Source organism: Pseudomonas sp. FP1740, assembly GCF_030687165.1.
GTDB lineage: Bacteria > Pseudomonadota > Gammaproteobacteria > Pseudomonadales > Pseudomonadaceae > Aquipseudomonas.
Genome location: NZ_CP117461.1, coordinates 3009082 through 3028800, shown reverse-complemented (window position 1 = coordinate 3028800; position 19719 = coordinate 3009082). Strand labels below are relative to the sequence as shown.

The 19719-nt window shown below is 60.0% G+C and carries 14 protein-coding genes; 4 read left to right on the top strand and 10 right to left on the bottom strand.

Going from position 1 to position 19719, the window contains the following annotated elements; all coding sequences use genetic code 11:
* Positions 1-159 precede the first annotated feature (159 nt).
* Positions 160-879 carry a FadR/GntR family transcriptional regulator gene (locus tag PSH69_RS13795; protein WP_305412829.1) on the top strand — a complete coding sequence of 240 codons (720 nt, stop codon included), beginning with the start codon at positions 160-162 and terminating at the stop codon, positions 877-879.
* Positions 880-1022: 143 nt separating this feature from the next.
* Entirely contained in the window at positions 1023-5738 is a 4716-nt protein-coding gene (locus tag PSH69_RS13790) for a dermonecrotic toxin domain-containing protein (protein WP_305412530.1), read from the top strand.
* A 63-nt stretch (positions 5739-5801) separates the two neighbouring features.
* Here the strand turns inward: PSH69_RS13790 and PSH69_RS13785 are convergent, their stop codons facing one another.
* The 8 genes from PSH69_RS13785 to PSH69_RS13750 form a co-directional block, all read right to left on the bottom strand.
* Positions 5802-8186, bottom strand: a complete 2385-nt coding sequence (locus PSH69_RS13785; RefSeq protein ID WP_305412528.1) for an RND family transporter — start codon at positions 8184-8186, stop codon at positions 5802-5804.
* Between the two features lie 28 nt (positions 8187-8214).
* On the bottom strand, positions 8215-9282 hold the full coding sequence (locus PSH69_RS13780; RefSeq protein WP_305412526.1) for a YCF48-related protein: 1068 nt from the start codon (positions 9280-9282) through the stop codon (positions 8215-8217).
* A 385-nt stretch (positions 9283-9667) separates the two neighbouring features.
* The gene (pepN, locus tag PSH69_RS13775) at positions 9668-12325 is read right to left on the bottom strand and encodes an aminopeptidase N (protein WP_305412525.1); all 2658 of its coding nucleotides are present in this window, start codon (positions 12323-12325) and stop codon (positions 9668-9670) included.
* A gap of 10 nt (positions 12326-12335) precedes the next feature.
* The gene (locus tag PSH69_RS13770; RefSeq protein ID WP_018929611.1) at positions 12336-13166 is read right to left on the bottom strand and encodes a DUF2797 domain-containing protein; all 831 of its coding nucleotides are present in this window, start codon (positions 13164-13166) and stop codon (positions 12336-12338) included.
* Positions 13163-13423: a YeaC family protein gene (locus tag PSH69_RS13765; RefSeq protein ID WP_007937782.1), complete on the bottom strand. Its 261-nt coding sequence runs from the start codon at positions 13421-13423 to the stop codon at positions 13163-13165. Before PSH69_RS13765 ends, PSH69_RS13770 begins: the two co-directional genes overlap by 4 nt.
* Positions 13424-13454: 31 nt before the next feature.
* Positions 13455-14324 carry a rhomboid family intramembrane serine protease gene (locus PSH69_RS13760; protein ID WP_019648963.1) on the bottom strand — a complete coding sequence of 290 codons (870 nt, stop codon included), beginning with the start codon at positions 14322-14324 and terminating at the stop codon, positions 13455-13457.
* Positions 14321-15295 carry a metallophosphoesterase gene (locus tag PSH69_RS13755; protein ID WP_172901237.1) on the bottom strand — a complete coding sequence of 325 codons (975 nt, stop codon included), beginning with the start codon at positions 15293-15295 and terminating at the stop codon, positions 14321-14323. The genes PSH69_RS13760 and PSH69_RS13755 overlap by 4 nt, the downstream gene beginning before the upstream one ends.
* Complete coding sequence (locus PSH69_RS13750) at positions 15292-16182, bottom strand: NAD(+) kinase (RefSeq protein ID WP_007906781.1); 891 nt, start codon at positions 16180-16182, stop codon at positions 15292-15294. The genes PSH69_RS13755 and PSH69_RS13750 overlap by 4 nt, the downstream gene beginning before the upstream one ends.
* Before the next feature lie 101 nt (positions 16183-16283).
* On the opposite strand from PSH69_RS13750, the gene PSH69_RS13745 reads away from it, so the two are divergent.
* Entirely contained in the window at positions 16284-17234 is a 951-nt protein-coding gene (locus PSH69_RS13745; RefSeq protein ID WP_305412521.1) for a DUF1853 family protein, read from the top strand.
* Positions 17235-17256: 22 nt separating this feature from the next.
* Here the strand turns inward: PSH69_RS13745 and PSH69_RS13740 are convergent, their stop codons facing one another.
* Together PSH69_RS13740 and PSH69_RS13735 are read right to left on the bottom strand one after the other, a co-directional pair.
* Positions 17257-18540 carry an arsenic transporter gene (locus PSH69_RS13740; protein WP_305412520.1) on the bottom strand — a complete coding sequence of 428 codons (1284 nt, stop codon included), beginning with the start codon at positions 18538-18540 and terminating at the stop codon, positions 17257-17259.
* 144 nt (positions 18541-18684) lie between these two features.
* A complete protein-coding gene (locus tag PSH69_RS13735; RefSeq protein ID WP_086946062.1) occupies positions 18685-19245 on the bottom strand; it encodes an NADPH-dependent FMN reductase in 561 nt (186 codons plus the stop codon).
* A 184-nt stretch (positions 19246-19429) separates the two neighbouring features.
* On the opposite strand from PSH69_RS13735, the gene PSH69_RS13730 reads away from it, so the two are divergent.
* Entirely contained in the window at positions 19430-19666 is a 237-nt protein-coding gene (locus tag PSH69_RS13730; RefSeq protein ID WP_305412519.1) for a hypothetical protein, read from the top strand.
* The last annotated feature ends 53 nt before the right edge of the window (positions 19667-19719 follow it).

Here is a 19719-nt window from a genome sequence, read left to right as displayed (position 1 = left end):
CAAGGGACGCTCCGCGTCCCCGCACGGAAAGTGACGCGGAGCGTCACGGTCTGTATTCCCACGCAGAGCGTGGGAACGATCATCAAAGGGCTGGATCGCCCACCACTCGCGCCTGCTATCATGCGCAGCACCCCATCGCACAGGACCGCGCCGTTCCCCATGGATTACCGCAAACCCTCCGACCGCAAAAGCATGCACTCGCGCATCGTCCAGGAACTGGGCATGCAGATTGTCTCGGGACGCTTCAAACCGGACGACAAACTGCCCGCCGAAGCCCTGTTGTGCGAGGAATACGCGGTCAGCCGGCCAGTCCTGCGCGAAGCGACCCGAGTGCTGGTCGCCAAGGGGCTGGTGTATTCCCGTCCGCGGGTCGGCACCGTGGTCAAGCCGCGCCGGGAATGGCACATGCTCGACCCGGACGTGTTGCACTGGCTGATGCAAAGCAGCCCGCAGAATGAGTTCTTCAGCCTGCTGACCAGCGTGCGCAGCATCATCGAACCGGCCGCCGCCGCGCTGGCCGCGCAGTTCGCCACCGACGCAGACATCGCCTCCATCGGTGAAGCCTACAAACGCATGGAGTCGGCGCCGACGCCTGAAGCCTTGTTGCAGCCGGACCTGGATTTCCACAGCCGCATCGCCGACGCAACCCACAACGACTTGCTGGCGAACCTGTGCAACATGCTGTCGGTGGCGATTGCCGAAGCCTTGAAGCACTCCAACCAACGGCCGAACCTGCATGAACTGGCGCTGCCTCGGCATAAGGCGATTCTCACGGCCATCGAGAATCGCGATGCGCTGGGTGCGCGGCATGCGACGTTGGTGCAACTGGACGATGCGCGTAATGCCCTGAATGTGGTGCTCGGCACCGATCCCGCATAACCACCACAATTCCCCTGGCTCATTGCCGCCACGTAGCCATCACTTAGATCATCGAATTGCCGGATGTGCGGTATCCCGTTACCGCACATCCATTGCGGCTTCGCCTTACTTTGCGTAACTCAACCCATGCAAAGGATTGCATCATGCCGATACCTGCATCCCCCCCTGCCACGACGGATTTGACCAACATCATCGCGCACGCCGTCAGCGCCCGCTTCAGCTCCCGCCCCACCCTGCGCTCGGAAACCGCTCGCCTGCTCAAGGACGGCGTACTGGAAAAATACCCGCAACTGGACTTTGCCCCTGAGCGAACCAAAATCGCGCAGCCGATTCCCAACGGGGCCTGGCGCCTCACGTTGCTGCTGGACTTGGTACTGGATTATCTGGCCAGCGGCACACCTGTCGATTTCAGCGAGCGGTTCGGTCGTGCCTGCTTTCTGACCAACCGTGCGCCCGCGCAACTGACTGTCGGCAAAACCACATCACGCCTGCCTGATCTCCAGGTGATTGCAGGGGTCATCCTTGAGCTGCCCGACTTGCTGCACATCGGGCTTCAGGAATCGCTGACCCTTCACTGGAACCAGAAGGACGAGACCGGCGTCAGCCGCTGGCAATGGTTGGGAAACTTGCTGGCCGGTGTCCTGCAGACATCCGCGACCCGCCTGTCGAAAAGCGACCCGGTGCAGGCCGGGATTCTCGCGGAGCTGGCCAGCCACCCGGACAACCTGCAGCGTCTCCAGCAGCCCCGGTCAAAAGGCCCGATACAAGCCTGCACCCTGCAAACCACCCTGACCAAAGGTGACGTGTCGATTACGCTGCAGGCCTCCGAGCTCCTGGTGACTTGTGGTGAAACCCATTTGTTGTGCAGCGTGACCGGCAAAATCGAGCCCTTCTCTTCCCTGGAAGCTTTCGGCCTGGCTTGGGGCGCACGGTTTCAGCAGGCATACAAAGCTGATGTCATCACCTGGAAGCGGTTTGAACCGGACGGCAACATCTTTGACATTCAGGCTGCCCTGCTCCTGAACCGGCAACTGGAAGATCTGGCTGCGCTCAAATTGCCCGCCAACCGGGGCCTGGGCGAGTTGGCGAAACACGTTGACGCGATCACCGAAGTCGCCACGCTGTTCATCGACAGCCAACCGGACGATGCCGCTTTTCAACCGATACACGCGTCGATTCCCAGGTGGTTGCAAGCGGCGACACCCACTGACCGCATGGCCTATCGCAAGCACGTCCTGGCCATGGCCAGCGTCAAGCAACAGACCCAGGGGCGCACCTTCAACGATGGCATCGACGACCTTCGTACGTTTGCCCGAAAAGCCTTGCACAAGCAGATGCAGGAAGATTATCCGCTGGCGCCCGGTTACAACTCCGACGAGCTGGAACTGACCTTTCATGTGCCCGTCGGTGACCTCGGCAGCGGCTACATCGAAACCGTCAAAATGACCCTGACCGAGCTGGCGATCAACAATCTCGCCACAAAACCCAAGGGCCGCATGACTGTCCGTCACACCGGAGACCAACTGATTCAGCAGTGGACTACCGACGCCTATCTGCTGGACCTGGTGAGCCGGGTCAATGTCGGCCAGCACTATCCCGAACTGATCGAAACCTTGCTGCTCGGCGAGACCGACGACGCACGGGAGCGGGAACGATTGTTCACGCTGGAACTGTCGGTTCATCTCCCCCTGCTGGCCCTCGAGCATTCGATCAAGGGTGAGCACGGGTTCACCCATCTGGGGTATCGCTATGTCGATGCGTTGATGAATTGCACCGCCGCCGAACGGGTCGTCGATGAACAGGCCGTGGTCATCCGGCCCCTGGCGTTCCAACGCAAGGACGGCGCCGACTGTGATGTGGCCGCCAACATGTTCATCATCGAGCCCAAAGATTTGCAGGCCAGTGGTCCACATATCCTGTATCGCCCGTTGTACACCCCATCACTGCAGCAATACGCCGCACGCAGCGACTTGCTCAAAGCGATCGCGCAACAGGGCGCGCTGCAAACCAGCGTGCTGACCTGGCTCCCGGACCGCGCACGTCCGGTTTACGACAACAACGGTTTCAACGAACCGCATATCAACCACTTTCACATCGGCGACGAGTTCTCACCGCCCGACAAGCCGAAACCGGCGATTCTGGCAGGCGACGAAGCTGCGGCCCAGTGGCTCAGTGCAGTGGAGGAAGGTCGATTGCCGGCCAGCCTGTTCGCCAGCAACGCCCGGGCGCTGGCCGATCTGGCTGACAGGCAATCGGTGTCCAATGCCGAAAGCCGTTGGGCGATCATCCTTGAGGGTGGCTGGCTGGTCTTTAACAACCTGGTACTGCCACTGTTACGCGGCCCGGCGATGCTGGTGGGCTGGATGCTGCAAATCACCCATAGCCTGATCAACGACCTGCCCGCACTGGACAGTGATGACCCAACTACCCGGAATCTGGCCTGGGTCGATGTGCTCTTGAACATCGGCCTGCTCCTTTTGCATGTCGCGCGAACTCAAGGTGAACGGCCTGCACTGGCGCCAGAGCGCATGGGCGAAGACGCTCCGGTGACCCTCGATCCGCTGCGCCGTTTGTTGCCACTGGACTTGCTGAATCCCGAGACAACCATCTATCAAGAAACACCCGGACTGCCCTCCGAACCGCCGGGCAGTGGCGATACGTTGCTGGATTTCAACCTGTCGACCGCTCGGGATTCGACCTCGGCGCGGCTGTTCAACAAGCTGCAGGCGGTCAAGGTTGCATGGCCCGCGGCCCTGCCAGAGCCTGTCGCAACCGGTCCGTTCAAGGGGCTGTACCGGATCGACAACAAATGGCACGCCACGGTCGCCGGCCTGCTGTTTCGCGTGAGTGTCGTGCCCGGTTTCGGTGAGGTCTACCTGGTGCATCCCGAGCATCCCGACCATCCGGGCATCAAGCTCAAAACCGATGGATACGGCCGGTGGACGCTGGACCAAGGGCTGAAACTGCTCGGCGGAGGACGTAACGCCAGGCGGGATGCCCTGCGCGAGAGCAAACAGCAACGCATCAGCCTGCTGGAACTGAACCACCAGGAATTTTTGCAGCAGCAGACACAGGTGCAAAAACGCGTTGATATCGCGGAAAAACTGATGGAGCTGAAAAGAAACGACCCCGCCAGCAACGAGCAGGATCGCGCGACTTTTCGCCAACGGTTCGCGGACGAGCTGGACAAACAGAGCGAAACCTATGTAACGGCGCTTGCCGAAATCCGCGAAAAAAGCGCTCTGAGCAAAACTGATCCCGATCCAAACCTGCAGCGCAGCCTGCTGGAGAATCTCATCAACAACGCGCGCAAACGTGTGGTCATCGCCGACCGGGAACGGGAAGCCACCAATCGAACTTACGCGGACTTGACCCGCGGTATCGAACACTTGCGCGAAGCAATCAAGGACAAGGGCAACGTCGTACTGGATCGATACTTCGAATTCATGCGCAGGACCTCCGAAGTCAACGAAACCATGATCAGGTTCTACGAAGAAACAGAGAGCCGACTTGCGGAGCTTAAACACCTGTCTCGCTTGGGCTTGGAGGACTGGAAACGGTTGACCGACAATCGCTCCGAGAATGAATTGACCGCCTTGCGAGTCAAGTCCTACCAACTGAGCATCTTGCGGATTCTCAGTCTGAAGGAACTGGGTAGCGCCACCATGGCCCCACTCGAACGCGCACTCGATCCCCTGATGTTGCTGTCTCGCTCCCATTCCGAACTGCAAACGTCTCGCACGTATAACAGCAGCGATCGGATCGCCGTTCTGGACAACCTGGTCGATCACTACCGCAAAGCACTGGACGGGCTTGAAAGTATCGGTATCTTCAATGCCGAAGATTTACAGCCGGCGGCTTTCAATCGCCTGCGAGAGATCATCGGTGAACTGCGCCTCGATGCCGAGCGACGTCTGGCCGACGACCTTCAAAACCTCCCGCAACCTTCGGTCTCCGAGCCCGGTCCGTCTTCATCCGGAGCCAGCAAGCCCCCGATCCAGCGCCCCTCTTCATGGGCCAGTCGCAAGCGGGTCATCAAAACCGCCAAGGGCACTCTGATCGGCGATATTCGCCCCCGCGTGGCTAACCAGGGCGGAGACATTGTTGATATCAACGGTCCACTCGAAGATGCGCCACTGGCTTCTTTCCATGAACATGAGCCGAATGTCTGGGTAGAAATGGTCGAGGTCAAGCAGCCCGCGCCCAAGGCCTCCGCGCACTCCTACGCACAGCTCAAAGGGGATGCCCGCAAGGCCATCGCCAATGTCGACAAGCAGGTAAGGAAAATCGAAGGTTACGCGCAACGCGCAAGCTCACCCAAGGAAATTGAAGAGCAATTGCAACGCGAAGCACAAAAGCTGACCGGGTATGCCGAGGGCCTGGAACACCATGAGGCCCCCTCGCCAAACCGGGAACAAGATGCCTCGTTAATCAGCGATTTACGCGATCACGCGCGAGCCCTCAACAGTAAGGCATCGGAACTGCGCACCCGCATGACACTGGCCCAGCCCCCCAGCAATGAGGGTGTGGAGTATCTGTTACGGTGCAAGGAGGTTTACCCACGCATGATCGGCAATCGCGTACAACTGAAAACCGGACGTAAAGACTTCATGCAGGAGTACGTCCTGTTGAACAAAGACGATCAACCCTGGTGGTACGCGCATTTTCACTATGCACGCTCCAACGATGCCAAGGCGCAATATACCCAGGCCCATCTGAAAACCAGTGAACAACGCTTCGAAACCTACGAATTGGCAATGGCCAAGGCTACAGATCCGAAACAGAAAATCGATATCCACCGCGGGATCATCAGCAAGGAACTGGCCAACAGTGCATTCCTGACGCTACAACCACGCTGAGTGATTCGCTCCCCCATAAAAAAGCCGCAACCTGAGTTGCGGCTTTTTGGTTCAGGCTGACGCCTAGTGAGCAAACAGCGAGTTGCCCTTCTGCCCCGCCAGTTTTTCCGGCTTGATCAGGAACCGCGCCAGTGCCGGCAATAACCACAGTGCGCCGAACATGTTCCAAAGCAGCATGAAGGTCAGCATCAGGCCCATGTCGGCCTGGAACTTGATCGCCGAGAAGATCCAGGTGCACACGCCGATTGCCAGGCACAGACCGGTGAACAACACGGCTTTACCGGTGGACTTCAGCGTCTGGTAGTACGCCTCTTGCAACGGCAGACCGGCACGCAGGAAGCTTTCCAGACGGCTGTAAATGTAGATGCCGTAGTCCACGCCAATCCCCACCCCCAGCGCCACTACCGGCAAGGTCGCCACTTTCACACCGATGCCCATGAACGCCATCAGGGCGTTGCCGAGTACCGAGGTCAGCACCAGCGGCAGTACGATGCACAAGGTCGCAGCCCAGGAGCGGAAGGTGATCATGCACATGGTCGCGACGCAGATATACACCAGCACCAGAATGGTCAGTTCGGATCGCTTAATCACCTCGTTGGTGGCGGCCTCGATCCCGGCGTTACCGGCGGCGAGGAGGAATTCCAGGCCTTCCTTGTTGTTGTCTTTGGCGAAGTCCTGCACCGCATGAACCGCGCGATCCAGGGTTTCGGCCTTGTGATCGTTGAGGAACACCAGCACCGGCGCCAGGGAGCAATTGTTGTTGTACAGGCCATCGGCGCGGGCGATGGAGTTGTTCAGCACGTCCGGATTGCGCGACAGGGTTTCCCATTTCAGGTTGCCCTCGTTCATGCCCTTGATCATTTGCTTGGACACGGTCACCAGCGAGATCGCCGACTGCACGCCCTCGGTGTTCTGCATCTTCCACATCAACTCGTCGATCGGTGCCATGGCTTCATAGCGCGAGCAACCTTCGGGCTTGGTCTTGACCATTACCACCAGCACGTCGGAACTGGTGGAGTAGTTGTTGATGATGAAGCTGTTGTCCTTGTTGTAACGCGAGTCCGGACGCAGTTCCGGCGCCCCCTGGTCGAGGTCGCCGATTTTCAGGTTCTGGCTGTACCAAAGGCCACCGCTGAAGGCGATCAGCGCCAGGGCAATGGAGACCGGTGCGACTTTCGGGCTGGCAAAGTTCGCCAGCAGGCGCCAGAAGGGATGCTCGCGGTGCGCGTCTTTCTTGCTGCGGTCGACGGCGCGTTTGCTGATACCCACGTAGGAAATCGCTACCGGCAGCAGGATCAGGTTGGTGAACACGATCACCGCCACGCCGATGGACGCGCCGATGGCCAGTTCGCGAATCACGCCGATGTCGATGATCAGCAGCGTGATAAAGCCCACCGCATCCGCGAGGATCGCGATCATCCCCGGCAGGAACAACTGACGGAATGTGCGCCGTGCCGCAGTCAGCGCGTTGTCCGCCTCGCTGGACTGCAAGGCGATACCGTTGATTTTCTGCACGCCGTGGGAAATCCCGATGGCGAAGATCAGAAACGGCACCAGCATCGAGTACGGATCCAGCCCGAAGCCGAAAAAGTGCATCAAGCCCAGCTGCCAGACCACCGCCACCAGTGTCGTACTCAGTACCGCCACGGTGCTGCGCATGCAGTTGGTGAACCAGTACAGCAGGATCAGGGTGATGACGAAGGCGACGCCGAAGAACATCACCACCATGACCAGCCCATCGATCAGGTCGCCGACTTTCTTGGCGAACCCGACAATGTGGATCTTCACGTTAGGGTTCTGGGCTTCGAACTTGTTGCGGATCTTGTCTTCAAGTTCGTGTGAGAACTTGCGGTAGTCCAGCGCCAGTAATTTGCCCTGGTCTTGCGGGTCCGGGTAGGACTCCAGCAGCGGGATGTCGACGATGCTCGACTTGAAGTCGTTGGCCACCAGCCGCCCGACTTGCCCGGACTTGAGCACGTTGTTACGCAGCAGGTCGAGGCTCTGCTGGGAGCCGTTATAGCTCTGGGGGATCACTTCACCACCGGCGAAGCCCTCCTCCGTCACCTCGGTCCAGCGCACGCTAGGGCTCCACAGCGACTTGAGGCCGGAACGGTCGACGCCGGAGATGTAGAACACCTCGTCGTTGATCTGGCGCAGGGTTTCCATGTACTCCTTGGAGAAGATGTCGCCATCGGTGGCTTCCACGGAAATCCGCACCGTGTTGCCCAGGTTCGCCAGATCGTTGCGGTGCTCCATCATTTTTTCAATGAACGGATGCTCGAGCGGGATCATTTTTTCGAAGCTGGTGGACGGCCGGATCAGCGTCGCCTGCCAGAACAGGAAAATACTGACCAGCAGGCAGATGACGATCACTGCCGGGCGGTTGTTGAAGATCAGGCGCTCAAGAAACGTCGCCTTGTCCTGATGAGGAGTGCTTAAGGATGTCATAGACCCGCCTTCTTATTATTTGCCCGGCTCATTTGGACGACCCGTTTGTTCCATTCTCTGCGCCCGTTGGCGAGGTGACGCGCACGCCGCCCTGGCCAGCCAGAATCAGATTACCGTTACCCGCCGCCGTGACCGACGAGACGGAAATGCGATCGGGACGGTTGAACACGCTGAAGGTTTCGCCGTCGTCGCTGCTGCGAATGACACTGCCGCCGTTGCCGACGATCACGATGGAACCGTCGTCGAGCAACGTGGCGCCGGACAGGCCGAATTCCAGCGCACCCCGTGCAGCCTTGAGTTCGACCTGTTCCCAGGTGGTGCCGAAATCCGTGGAGCGGTAGAGATTGCCCCGCAAGCCGTAGACCAGCAGCGTGGCCGGTTGCGCGGTGCCGATCACGCCGAACAGCGAGCCCTCGTAGGGGCCTTCAAGCTTTTCCCAGGTCTGCCCCTCATCGGCGGAACGGAACATGCTGCCCTGCTCGCCGACGATGAAAATGCCGGAGTCCTTGACCGCGGCAATGGCGTTGAGGTGGTACTGGTCTTCGTTGTCCAGGCGATCGCTGACATCTTCCCAGTTTTTGCCACCGTCGGTGGTTTCCAGCAAGGCACCGTAGGCGCCGACGGCAAAGCCGCTGTCGACGTCCTTGAACCAGACATCCAGCAGCGGCGATTCGCGGCGCAGGTCTTCGAATTGTTTGGTCCAGGTGACCCCGCCGTCTTCGCTGGCGAGGATCTGCGCGTCATGGCCGACGGCCCAACCGTGCTTGTCATCGACAAAAAATACCGCTGTCAGCAGTTGCCGGGTCGGCACCTTGGCTTGGGTCCAGGTCGCGCCCTGGTCATCGGAGTAAAGAATGTGTCCGCGATCGCCGACCGCCACCAGGCGTTTGCCGGCGTGCACGACATCGAGCATCAGGCCTTTGCTGGCCTTGGCGGATTCAATGGAATAAACCACGTCGGCGGTCGGCGCGGCAGCGGCCAGCACAGGGGCCGACAACACGGCACAACCCAACAGCGAGAGCGCTGTAGCCAGCAACGCGAACCTGCGTAATACCGGCGGGCGGCAAATACTCACACCCATGACAGGCTCACTCATAGACCTTCCCCCATTATTATTGTTAGGTCGTTCAACCCTTCAGGGCGCCGTAAGGGGTGCTCACCGGAATTGCCCTATTCAGAAGCATAGTCCTGAAACCCGCAATCCAGAGCCCCTTCGGAAGCTGGGCTTATCCTATCGGGGTTTGGAAAGGTCTGACAATCGACGCCACGTTATCTTTTGTTAACTGGGGGGATATGGGGTGTGGGTGAATGGGGAGGCATTCGGAGGGATGATGGTGTCGGGTCGGAAGATCGTTCCCACGCTCTGCGTGGGAATGCCGCCATGGACGCTCTGCGTCCGCTGTTGAGGCTGTGACGCGGAGCGTCACGGGATGCGTTCCCACGCAGAGCGTGGGAACGATCGGACGATCAGTTGGGCAAGGTCAGGCCAGGCTTTTGCTGACCACTTCGTACACGTCGCTGGACAGCTGCCCCGAAGCGAGAATCCGCTCCAGTTCGCCTTTCATCAACGCCTGACGGGCGCTGTCGTACTTGCGCCAGCGGGTCAGCGGCGCCAGTTGGCGAGAAGCAATCTGCGGGTTAAAGCCGTTGAGCTCAATCACCAGATCCGCCAGGAAGCGATACCCGGAACCATCTGCCGCGTGGAAGTTGATCAGGTTCTGTCCGGCAAATGCGCCGACCAGTGCCCGCACCTTGTTCGGGTTCTTGATGTTGAACGCCGGGTGTTGCATCAAGGCTTTGACCCGCGCCAGACCGCCTGGCAATACACTGCCGGCCTGAACACTGAACCACTGATCCATGACCAGCGGATTGTCCTTGAAGTGCTCGGCGAAGCTCGCCAGTGCCTTGGCTTTCTGCGCTTCGAACGGCGAATTCACCAACACGGCCAACGCGGTCAGGCGCTCGGTCATGTTGTCGCAGCTGTCGAACTGCTCAAGGGTTGCCGCCAATACTTCTGGCTTGTCGCTGAGCATCAGGTAGGACAACGCAATGTTCTGCAGTGCGCGGCGGGCGAAGTGCTCGGCCTCGGCCACATACGGAGTTTTCTTCGACAGATCGCGATTGGCCTGATAACGCAGCCATAGTGCTTCGAACAAAGTGTCCGCCAGTTGCTTGCGCGCAAATTCGCGAGCGGTGTGGATCGCTTCCACATCAGCCACTTCGCTGATTTCGGTCAGGTACGCCTCGCTTGGCAGCGAGAGCATTTCAGCGACCATGGCTTGATCCAGCGTCTCGTCGGACAGCACGGTACGCAGCGCTGCAACCAGACGCTGATCCAGCACCAGCGCTTCGCCCTTCTGCTGCTGGGCGATCAACTCTTGCAGCACTTGCACCGACAACTGCTGGCCGGCATCCCAACGGTTGAAACCGTCGCTGTCATGCTGCATCAGGAACATCAGTTGATCGCGGTCGTAAGGGAAGCTCAGTTTCACCGGCGCCGAGAAGCCGCGCAGCAACGACGGCAGTGGTTTTTCAGCAATGTCGACGAAGGTGAAGGTCTGCTCGGCTTCAGTCACCGAGATCACCCGCGAAGTGCCTTGAGCACTGGCTTCACCGGACAGACGCAATGCAATCGCCGCACCTTTCGAATCAAGCAGACCCAGCTCCACCGGAATCACGAACGGCAGCTTCTCAACCTTGTCCGGGGTTTCCGGGCAACTCTGGCGGAAGGTCAGGCTGTAGGTTTTCGCTGCGGCATCGTAGGACTCGCTCACCGCCAGACGCGGTGTGCCGGCCTGGCTGTACCAGCGTTTGAACTGGGTCAGGTCGACGCCATTGGCATCTTCCATGGCCTTGATGAAGTCATCGCAGGTCACGGCCTGGCCGTCATGGCGTTCGAAGTACAGGTCGCTGCCTTTGCGGAAGCCGTCAGCGCCAAGCAAGGTGTGGATCATGCCGACCACTTCCGAACCCTTTTCGTACACGGTCAGGGTGTAGAAGTTGGAAATCTCGATGAAGCTGTCCGGGCGCACGGCGTGGGCCATGGGGCCGGCGTCTTCGGCGAACTGGTGGGTGCGCAGGTACGCCACGTCCTGGATGCGCTTGACCGTGGCCGAGTTCATGTCGGCGGAGAACTCCGAATCGCGGAACACGGTGAAGCCTTCCTTCAGCGACAGCTGGAACCAGTCGCGGCAAGTCACGCGGTTGCCCGACCAGTTGTGGAAGTATTCGTGGGCGACGATCGCCTCGACCCGTTGGTGCGCGGCGTCGGTAGCGGTTTCGGCACGGGCCAGCACGGCGCTGGAGTTGAAGATGTTGAGGCCCTTGTTTTCCATGGCGCCCATGTTGAAGTCGTTGACCGCGACGATCATGAAGATGTCCAGGTCGTACTCGCGACCGTAGACTTCTTCGTCCCAACGCATGGACTTCTTCAGGCTGTTCATGGCGTGCTGGCACTTGTCGATGTTTTCTGGCTCGACATAAATGCGCAGCGCCACGGAGCGCTCGGTCATGGTGGTGAAAGTGTCTTCGACACACCACAAGTCACCGGCCACCAACGCGAACAGGTAGGCAGGCTTCTTGAATGGGTCTTCCCAGGTCGCCCAGTGGCGGCCGTCTTCGCCGGGACCGGAGGCTATCGGGTTGCCGTTGGACAGCAGCACCGGATAGCTGTGCTGCTCGGCGACCACCGTGGTGGTGAACGTGCTCATCACATCCGGGCGGTCGAGGTAATAGGTGATCTTGCGGAAACCTTCGGCCTCGCACTGGGTGCAGAACATGGTGCCGGATTTGTACAGGCCTTCCAGCGCGGTGTTGGTTTCCGGGTGGATCCGGACGCTGGTGTCGACCGTGAAGCTTGTTGCGGTCGGGTGCAGGGTCAGATGGCTCTCGGTCAGTTGGTAGTCGGCGACGCTCAGCTCCTGGTCGGCCAGGGTCACCGACAGCAGCTCGAGTTGCTGGCCGTCGAGCACCAGCGGCGGCAGGCCCGGGCCACGTTCAGGGTTGCGGCGCATCACCAGTTGCGCATGGACCAGGCTGTGGTCCTCGAACAACTCGAAGGTCAGGTGCGTCTCGTCGATCAGGTACTCGGGCGCCTGATAGTCCTTCAGGTAAATCATCTTCGGTTGTTCGGTGCGCATGCTGGAGTCCTTATTGATGCACGGCGAGCTGGTAGGCCGTGTATTTACGAATATTGATCACGCCGGTGTCGAAAATCAGGTACTGGCCCTTGATCCCCAACAGCGTGCCTTCGGCAATCGGGTTCTTGTCCAGGTTGAAGCTGACGATTTTGGCCGGGTACTGCTCGACCGGATAGCGGATTTCGAGCGGTTCGACGTCGGTAATCGTCTGGATTGCTTGTAGGCCGAATCGTTCCTGCAAACTGTGCAAACCTTCGGCGCAGCTTTCAAACAGTTGATCGCGAACCTGCGCCAAGTCCACCGACACCGCATCGCCCTTGAGCAAAGCACGCCAGTTGGTCTTGTCAGCGACCTGACTGCGGAACAGGTCTTCGACGAAGCCCGACTGCTGGCGGGTCGAGACGCGCACGATCGGCAAGGCCTGGCTGGCACCCTGATCGAGCCAACGGGTCGGCAGTTGGGTGGCGCGGGTAATGCCGACCTTGATCCCCGACGAATTGGCCAGGTAAACCACATGGTCGGTCATGCAGAACTTCTCGCCCCACTCAGGCTCCCGGCAAGTGCCGGCGTCGTAGTGGCAACGCTCCGGGCTCATGATGCAGATGTCACACTGCGCCAGTTTGGTCATGCACGGGTAGCAGTAACCCTGGCTGAAACTGGTTTTGGTCTTGCGTCCGCAATGGGTGCAGTGGATCGCCCCCAGGTACTCCAGGCGCACCGTGGTGCCGATCAACGGATTGACCGGTACCTCGGCGTCGCCCAGACGAAAAGCGTACTGCACGTTCGGCCCGTCAAGGCGCGCCGACATTTTGCTGATTGCACCGCGGCCAATCTCGATCAATGGATGGCATCCGACTTGAACAGAATATTCGGCACTTCGATCGACTTCGACGCGCACTCCTGCGGGCCCATGTAGCCGGTGCGCTGTTCCTCGGGCAGGTTCTGGATTTCCCAGGCGATCATCGCTTGCAGGGACAGTTCGCGCTGCTCGGCGGTGAGTTTGCCACCGTCGGACCATTTGCCGATTTCCACCGCCAGTTTCAGGCTCTGGTAGATATCCGGGGTAATGTTTTTGATCATTTCGTTAAAAGAGGACATCAAGGGCTCCGCGCTCTTCATTCATAACTGATTAGACGGCCAGTTTACGGCGGTTGTACAAACCGCCCAACAAACCGGTGAAGCATCCGATGAGTAACCCGCCGACGTGGGCCGCGTTGGCAATTTCGCCGAAACCGATCATCGAGACCAGCCCCGACAGGCACAACAACAGCCACACCAGCATCATCACCAACACCCCACGAGGCAGGCGATAAGCAGGGTTCGGCGACAACAACTGGAAGATCCAGCAATGCCCGAGCAGGCCGTACAGCACCCCGGACAACCCGCCAAACAGGGTCGGGCCGCTGAAAAAAAACTGGGCATAGTTGGATACCAGGCTGAACAGCAACGTCAGGCCGATCAGGTTGATGCTGCCCTGACGCGACTCGATGCGCCGCCCCAGCTCCCAATACCACATGCCGTTCATGGCCAGGTGCAGGATGCCGAAATGGATCAGCATCGGCGTCACCAGACGCCACCACTGCCCCGCCGCCAGGCTGTCGGCCAGTGGCGTGAAATGGATGTATTCGCCGACCACACGAAAATCGAGGAAGGTCAGCCAGCGCATCGTCTCGAGGTTTTCGCCCAGCAACGTCACCACGCCGACGATCAGGCTCAGCAACAGCACGAACGCCGTGGCCTTGCTGTGGCGCAACTGCTCGACAAAACCCGGACGTTGCAGGGTCGGCGCCACCGGGATATCCAGTTGCTGATCGGGGTCGCCGGCCGGAAAGCGTTCGTACAACGAGCGCACGTCTTCGCTGATGCTGGCCGGTACCCACAGCACCTGCTCGCCCGCCTCTTCGCTGACCCGATGGGGCACTTGCATGCGCTGCAGCAGTTTGACGAACCCGCTCAAATCTACCGCCAGTGGTAGACGCAATACCGCCACCGCCGTCATTGCAACACCTCCGGCCGCTCGACATCGACCCAGACAAATTTATGCGGGTCGAGACGGGTTTCCTGATCCAGACGATAAGCGACCAGTTTGCCGTAGAGCACCGCGCTGTAATCCAGGCACGCCAGGTTCGGGCGGATCGGCGCCGGTTTGCCGCTGCGCCAGTAGTGGCCGACGAACAGCATCGGCTCATCGATGCCGTAGCGCAGCAAGTTGTCTTTTTCGCTGGACGACAGCGGCGTGCGGGCCACCGGCTCGGGCAAGGCGTCGGGCTGGAACACGATGTCTCCGTAGGTTTGCGGGTCGTCTTCCCAGAATTTAGTGCGGAAGAACGAGCGCGTCAGGCCGTCGCCGCTGGTCATGGTCAAGCCGTGGGGCAAGCGCATGTCGGTGCCGCGCAGCAGGCGATCGAACACGGTGCAGGCGAAACTGCCGGGCACCGCGGAGGCCTGGAGGAAATGCTCGTCGATGCAACCGTCGGGGAACAACCCGCGCAACGGCTCGATCAGGCTGGCATCCCAACAGGCATGCACCACGCGGAAACGCTCGGCATCGACGAACAATGGCAGCTTGTAGAACCATTGCAGGAAGTCGTGCCAATCCTGGGGGTGATCTTCGAACTGGGTCAGGGTTTCCTGAAGCAGGCGAGCGTGGCGCGGGGTGTGCTCGCGCACGAACTGTTTGCCGCTGCCCGGCAGCGCCGGCGTGCTCCAGCCGAGGGCGTTGAATTCGTGGTTGCCCATGATGCACAGCGCCTGGCCAGCCTCGACCATGTCGTGGACGATGTGCAGCGCCTCGCGAATCCGCGGGCCGCGGTCGATGATGTCGCCGAGGAACACCGCCATGCGCGACGGATGCCGCCAGACACCTGCCTGTTTGTGGTAACCGAGCCGGTCGAGCAAGTGCTCAAGGGTCAGAGCGCAACCGTGCACGTCACCGATCAGGTCGTAGCTACGCGCGGGATCGAGCATCAGTCGCCTCCACCACCCAACTTGCTGCCCCAGCCGAGCTTGGTCCGGCAGACTTCATAGTAGTTGTGGTCGAGTGGGTGAATCAGCCGCAGCTTCTGCGCTTTCTTGCTGATGGTGATGGTGTCACCGGGCGCGCAGGTGAAATGGTTCTGCCCATCACAGGAGACTTGCGGGTAAATCTGCATATCTTTGGACACGACGATTTTCAGCTCACTGTTGCCATCGACCACAATCGGCCTACCCGACAAGGTATGGGGGTACATCGGCACAATCACAATAGCGTCGAGCTTGGGATGCATGATCGGGCCGCCTGCCGACAGGGCGTAAGCGGTCGAACCGGTCGGCGTGGCGACGATCAGGCCGTCGGCCTTCTGGCTGCAGACGAACTGGCCGTCGATATACAGTTCGAACTCGATCATTCGCGTCGACTTGCCGGGGTGCAGCACTACATCGTTCAGCGCATCGCCCTGGCCGATGGCCTCGGCGTGGCGCCGGACTTCGGCTTGCAACAGGAAGCGGTTTTCCACCAGGTAATGGCCGTCGAGCACTTCGGCGACTTTGACTTCCAGCTCATCGGGGCGAATATCGGTGAGGAATCCCAGGCTGCCACGGTTGATGCCGAGCACCGGAATATTGTGCCGGGCCAGCGCCCGGGCGGCGCCCAACAGGCTGCCGTCACCACCGACCACAATCACCATGTCACACACTTCACCGAGCATCTTGCGCGACGAGGTTTGCAGGCCATGGCCTGGCAGGACTTCGGCGATGGTGTCTTCGAGGATCACGTGCAGGTGACGATCGAGCAGAAACCGTTTCAGTCGGCGGACGGTATCCAGCACCTGAGAACTGCCCAGGCGACCGATGATGCCGATATTACGAAATTGCTCCATGGGGCCCCTAACGCGTGTGGCGGCGAAAAACACGATTATGGGCGAAAGCGTGGCGTAGACAAAACCCTTTCAGCCACGAGTTATGAGGCTATGCTCGCAAGATGATCCTATTTCCAGACTTGCTCCAGTTACCTCACCAGTTGCGCCACCCTGAAGTGCGCGACCTGGCTTGGGTCATCCTCGCGCCGCCGATGCTCGACGCCACCCCGTGGCCGCAGCGTCACCCCCTGGCCGGCAGTGATTGGGTGCAGGCGCCGGAGCGCCTGGAACACTGGCTCAGGCAACTGGATCGTGACAGTTACGATTTGCTGCACTGGCTGGCCCAGGCCAGGACCCGGCGCCTGGGTTTGTACTACGAACGGCTGTGGCAGTACGCCGTGCGGCACGCGCCGGGGATCGAGCTGATAGCCGCCAACATGCCGATCCGTCGCGAAGGCCATACCCTCGGCGAGTTGGACATGCTGCTGCGCGATCGCGATGGTGTGCATCACCTGGAACTGGCGATCAAGCTCTATCTCGGCCCGCAGAACGGCGACGGCCATGACACCGCGCAATGGCTCGGACCGGGTTGTCATGATCGGCTGGACCGCAAACTGGAACACCTGAGCCGGCATCAACTGCCGATTTCCGCGCGGGCGGAGAGCCGTGAGGTGCTGGCGTCGCTGGATATCCAGCAGTTCAGCGCGCATCTATGGCTGGGCGGTTATCTGCTCTATCCGTGGCCTGGGCAGGCCGAACCACCGAGTGGCGCACACCCTCAGCATTTACGCGGTAGCTGGCTGCACCAGAAGGATTGGGCGGAGTTTGTCGTGCAGCGTCCGTTCGGTCGCTGGCAACCCCTGCCCCGCCATGCCTGGCTGGCGCCGGCGCACTATCCCGAGGAGCAGACCTGGAGCGCTGAACAGCTGAAGGCGTGGCTGAGTGATCTGGACCCGCTGGCACCGGCGCAATTGATGGTGCGGCTGACAGAGAATGCCAAAGGGGATTGGGAAGAGGCCGAGCGGCTCTTTCTGGTGTCCGATCTTTGGCCGAATGTGCCGGGCAGTGGTTGAGCACTTGCAGTGCCCGCCCGGTCTAGATGGATAACCGCAATGCCAAGGCCGCCAACGTCACCAACAACACCGGCACCGTCAGCACAACCCCGACCTTGAAGTAATAACCCCAGCCAATCCGGATATTCTTGCGCTGCAGCACATGCAGCCACAGCAAGGTCGCCAGACTGCCGATCGGGGTGATTTTCGGCCCCAGGTCGCTGCCGATGACGTTGGCGTAGATCATCGCCTCTTTCGCCACGCCGGTCGCCTGACTGGCATCGATCGAGAGCAAGCCGATCAGCACGGTCGGCAGATTGTTCATCACCGATGACAGCATCGCCGTCAGCACCCCGGTGCCCATGGCCGCGCCCCACACGCCGTAACCGGCAAAACCGTCCAGCCAACCGGCCAGGTACCCGGTTAGCCCAGCGTTGCGCAGGCCATACACCACGAGGTACATCCCCAAGGAAAAAATCACGATCTGCCACGGCGCTTCTTTCATCACCTTACGCGTGGAAATCTTGTGGCCACGGGCGGCAATGGCCAGCAGCAATGCAGCGCACACCGCGGAAATCGCGCTGATTGGAATGCCCAACGGTTCAAGGGCAAAGCAGCCGAGCAGCAGAATCACCAACACCACCCAACCGGCATAAAACGTTGCAGTGTCGTGAATCGCGGTGGCCGGGTCTGCCAATTGCTCGGGATGGTAATCACCGGGGATGTCGCGACGAAAAAACACCATCAACATCGCCAGGGTCGCTGCCACGCTTACCAGATTGACCGGGATCATCACCGCGGCGTAGCGGTTGAAACTGATCTTGAAGAAGTCAGCCGAAACAATGTTCACCAGGTTCGACACCACCAGCGGCAGGCTCGCGGTGTCGGCGATGAAACCGGCCCCCATCACGAACGCCAGGGTCGCCGCCGGGGAAAAACGCAACGCCAGCAGCATGGAAATCACGATCGGCGTAAGAATCAGCGCCGCGCCGTCATTGGCGAACAACGCCGAGACCAGTGCGCCGAGCAGCACCATATAAGCAAAGAGCTTGCGCCCGCTGCCCCGCCCCCAACGGGCCACATGCAACGCGGCCCAGGCAAAGAACCCCGCCTCATCCAGCAGCAGGCTGATGATAATCAGCGCAACGAAGGTGCCGGTGGCATTCCAGATGATCTGCCATACCAGCGGAATATCGCTCAGGTGCACCACCCCGGACAGCAGTGCCAGCCCCGCGCCGAATACCGCACTCCAGCCGACGCCCAGGCCTTTGGGTTGCCAGATCACCAGAGTGATGGTCAGCAGAAAAATCAACGATGCGATGAGCATATAAACCCGGTTCCAGCCCGACGGAAAAACGAAGCGCGGAATATAGGGAGGTTTGAATAGGCCGTAAAGTGAAGGTGGGATGAAATGCCTGATGTAGCAGCTGCCGAGCCTGCGAGGCAGCTGCTACGAGCTAAAAGGAAGTGGTCATGGCTTTTTATGCTGCTCGACCCACTGCCCATACGCATTGATGAATTTCTGCAGGAACGGCTTGAGCGACTCCGACAACTTGCCCGCCTCGTCGAACGCTGAACCCATACCGCCCAGATAAGCTTCCGGCTGCTGCATGCACGGCACATTGAGAAACACCATCGACTGGCGCACATTGTGGTTGGCGCCAAATCCGCCGACGGCGCCCGGTGAGGCGCTGATCACCGCACCCGGCTTGCCGTCCCAGACACTCTGGCCATAGGGACGCGAACCGACGTCAATCGCATTCTTCAACGGCGCCGGCACCGAACGGTTGTATTCCGGGGTCACGAACAGCACCGCGTCGGATGAGCGCACTTGTTGTCGGAAAGTGCTGTAGGCTGCCGGCGGTGAATCGCCATCGATGTCTTCGTTGTACAGCGGCAAATCGCCGATTTCGACGATCGTCAGCTTCAGATTGGCAGGTGCCAGCTCGGCCAGCGCCAGCGCGACCTTGCGGTTGATCGATGCTTTTCTCAGGCTGCCGACCAGAACGGCGATCTCGTAGACGTTGCTCATGGAAGATTCTCGACTGTTCGATGGAAAGAGCTTCTAGTTATAGATGATCAAATGACGATTCAACCAGCGGACGACGGAAAATCGCCGCCCCTGACTATTTTTTTCCTGTAGGAAAACTTACCTCGCCCAACCACGGTCTACAGAACCGCAAATTGAGTGATTTATCTCCAGAGGTTCTAAGCAGATGGCAGCAGTACTCGTCGGTCAGTTCCATGCAAGAGACGCGGAAGGCCGTGTTTATTCCGTGCATGAGTTCCAGGAATCCACCCCGTCGCACGACGGCCTCGCCGGCTCTGCGCCAGTCACCACCTATAAGCTGGCCATTGGCGACCGGCTCAACAAACTCGACGACAACGAATTTGTGCTGGTGCAATCAGGCGTCACCCTCACTCGCGAACCTGAAACGTACGTAGCCTCATAACCCGCTGTTATGAGCAGAAGTCATATGCGCGCACTTGAGTTAGGATTCAGTCA

Bases quoted from the DNA above. Each gene is read 5' to 3' on its own strand.
- PSH69_RS13795 (WP_305412829.1), top strand. From the start codon at position 160: ATGGATTACCGCAAACCCTCCGACCGCAAAAGCATGCACTCGCGCATC.
- PSH69_RS13790 (WP_305412530.1), top strand. From the start codon at position 1,023: ATGCCGATACCTGCATCCCCCCCTGCCACGACGGATTTGACCAACATC.
- PSH69_RS13785 (WP_305412528.1), bottom strand. From the start codon at position 8,186: ATGACATCCTTAAGCACTCCTCATCAGGACAAGGCGACGTTTCTTGAG.
- PSH69_RS13780 (WP_305412526.1), bottom strand. From the start codon at position 9,282: ATGAGTGAGCCTGTCATGGGTGTGAGTATTTGCCGCCCGCCGGTATTA.
- pepN (WP_305412525.1), bottom strand. From the start codon at position 12,325: ATGCGCACCGAACAACCGAAGATGATTTACCTGAAGGACTATCAGGCG.
- PSH69_RS13765 (WP_007937782.1), bottom strand. From the start codon at position 13,423: ATGTCCTCTTTTAACGAAATGATCAAAAACATTACCCCGGATATCTAC.
- PSH69_RS13760 (WP_019648963.1), bottom strand. From the start codon at position 14,324: ATGACGGCGGTGGCGGTATTGCGTCTACCACTGGCGGTAGATTTGAGC.
- PSH69_RS13750 (WP_007906781.1), bottom strand. From the start codon at position 16,182: ATGGAGCAATTTCGTAATATCGGCATCATCGGTCGCCTGGGCAGTTCT.
- PSH69_RS13745 (WP_305412521.1), top strand. From the start codon at position 16,284: ATGATCCTATTTCCAGACTTGCTCCAGTTACCTCACCAGTTGCGCCAC.
- PSH69_RS13740 (WP_305412520.1), bottom strand. From the start codon at position 18,540: ATGCTCATCGCATCGTTGATTTTTCTGCTGACCATCACTCTGGTGATC.
- PSH69_RS13735 (WP_086946062.1), bottom strand. From the start codon at position 19,245: ATGAGCAACGTCTACGAGATCGCCGTTCTGGTCGGCAGCCTGAGAAAA.
- PSH69_RS13730 (WP_305412519.1), top strand. From the start codon at position 19,430: ATGGCAGCAGTACTCGTCGGTCAGTTCCATGCAAGAGACGCGGAAGGC.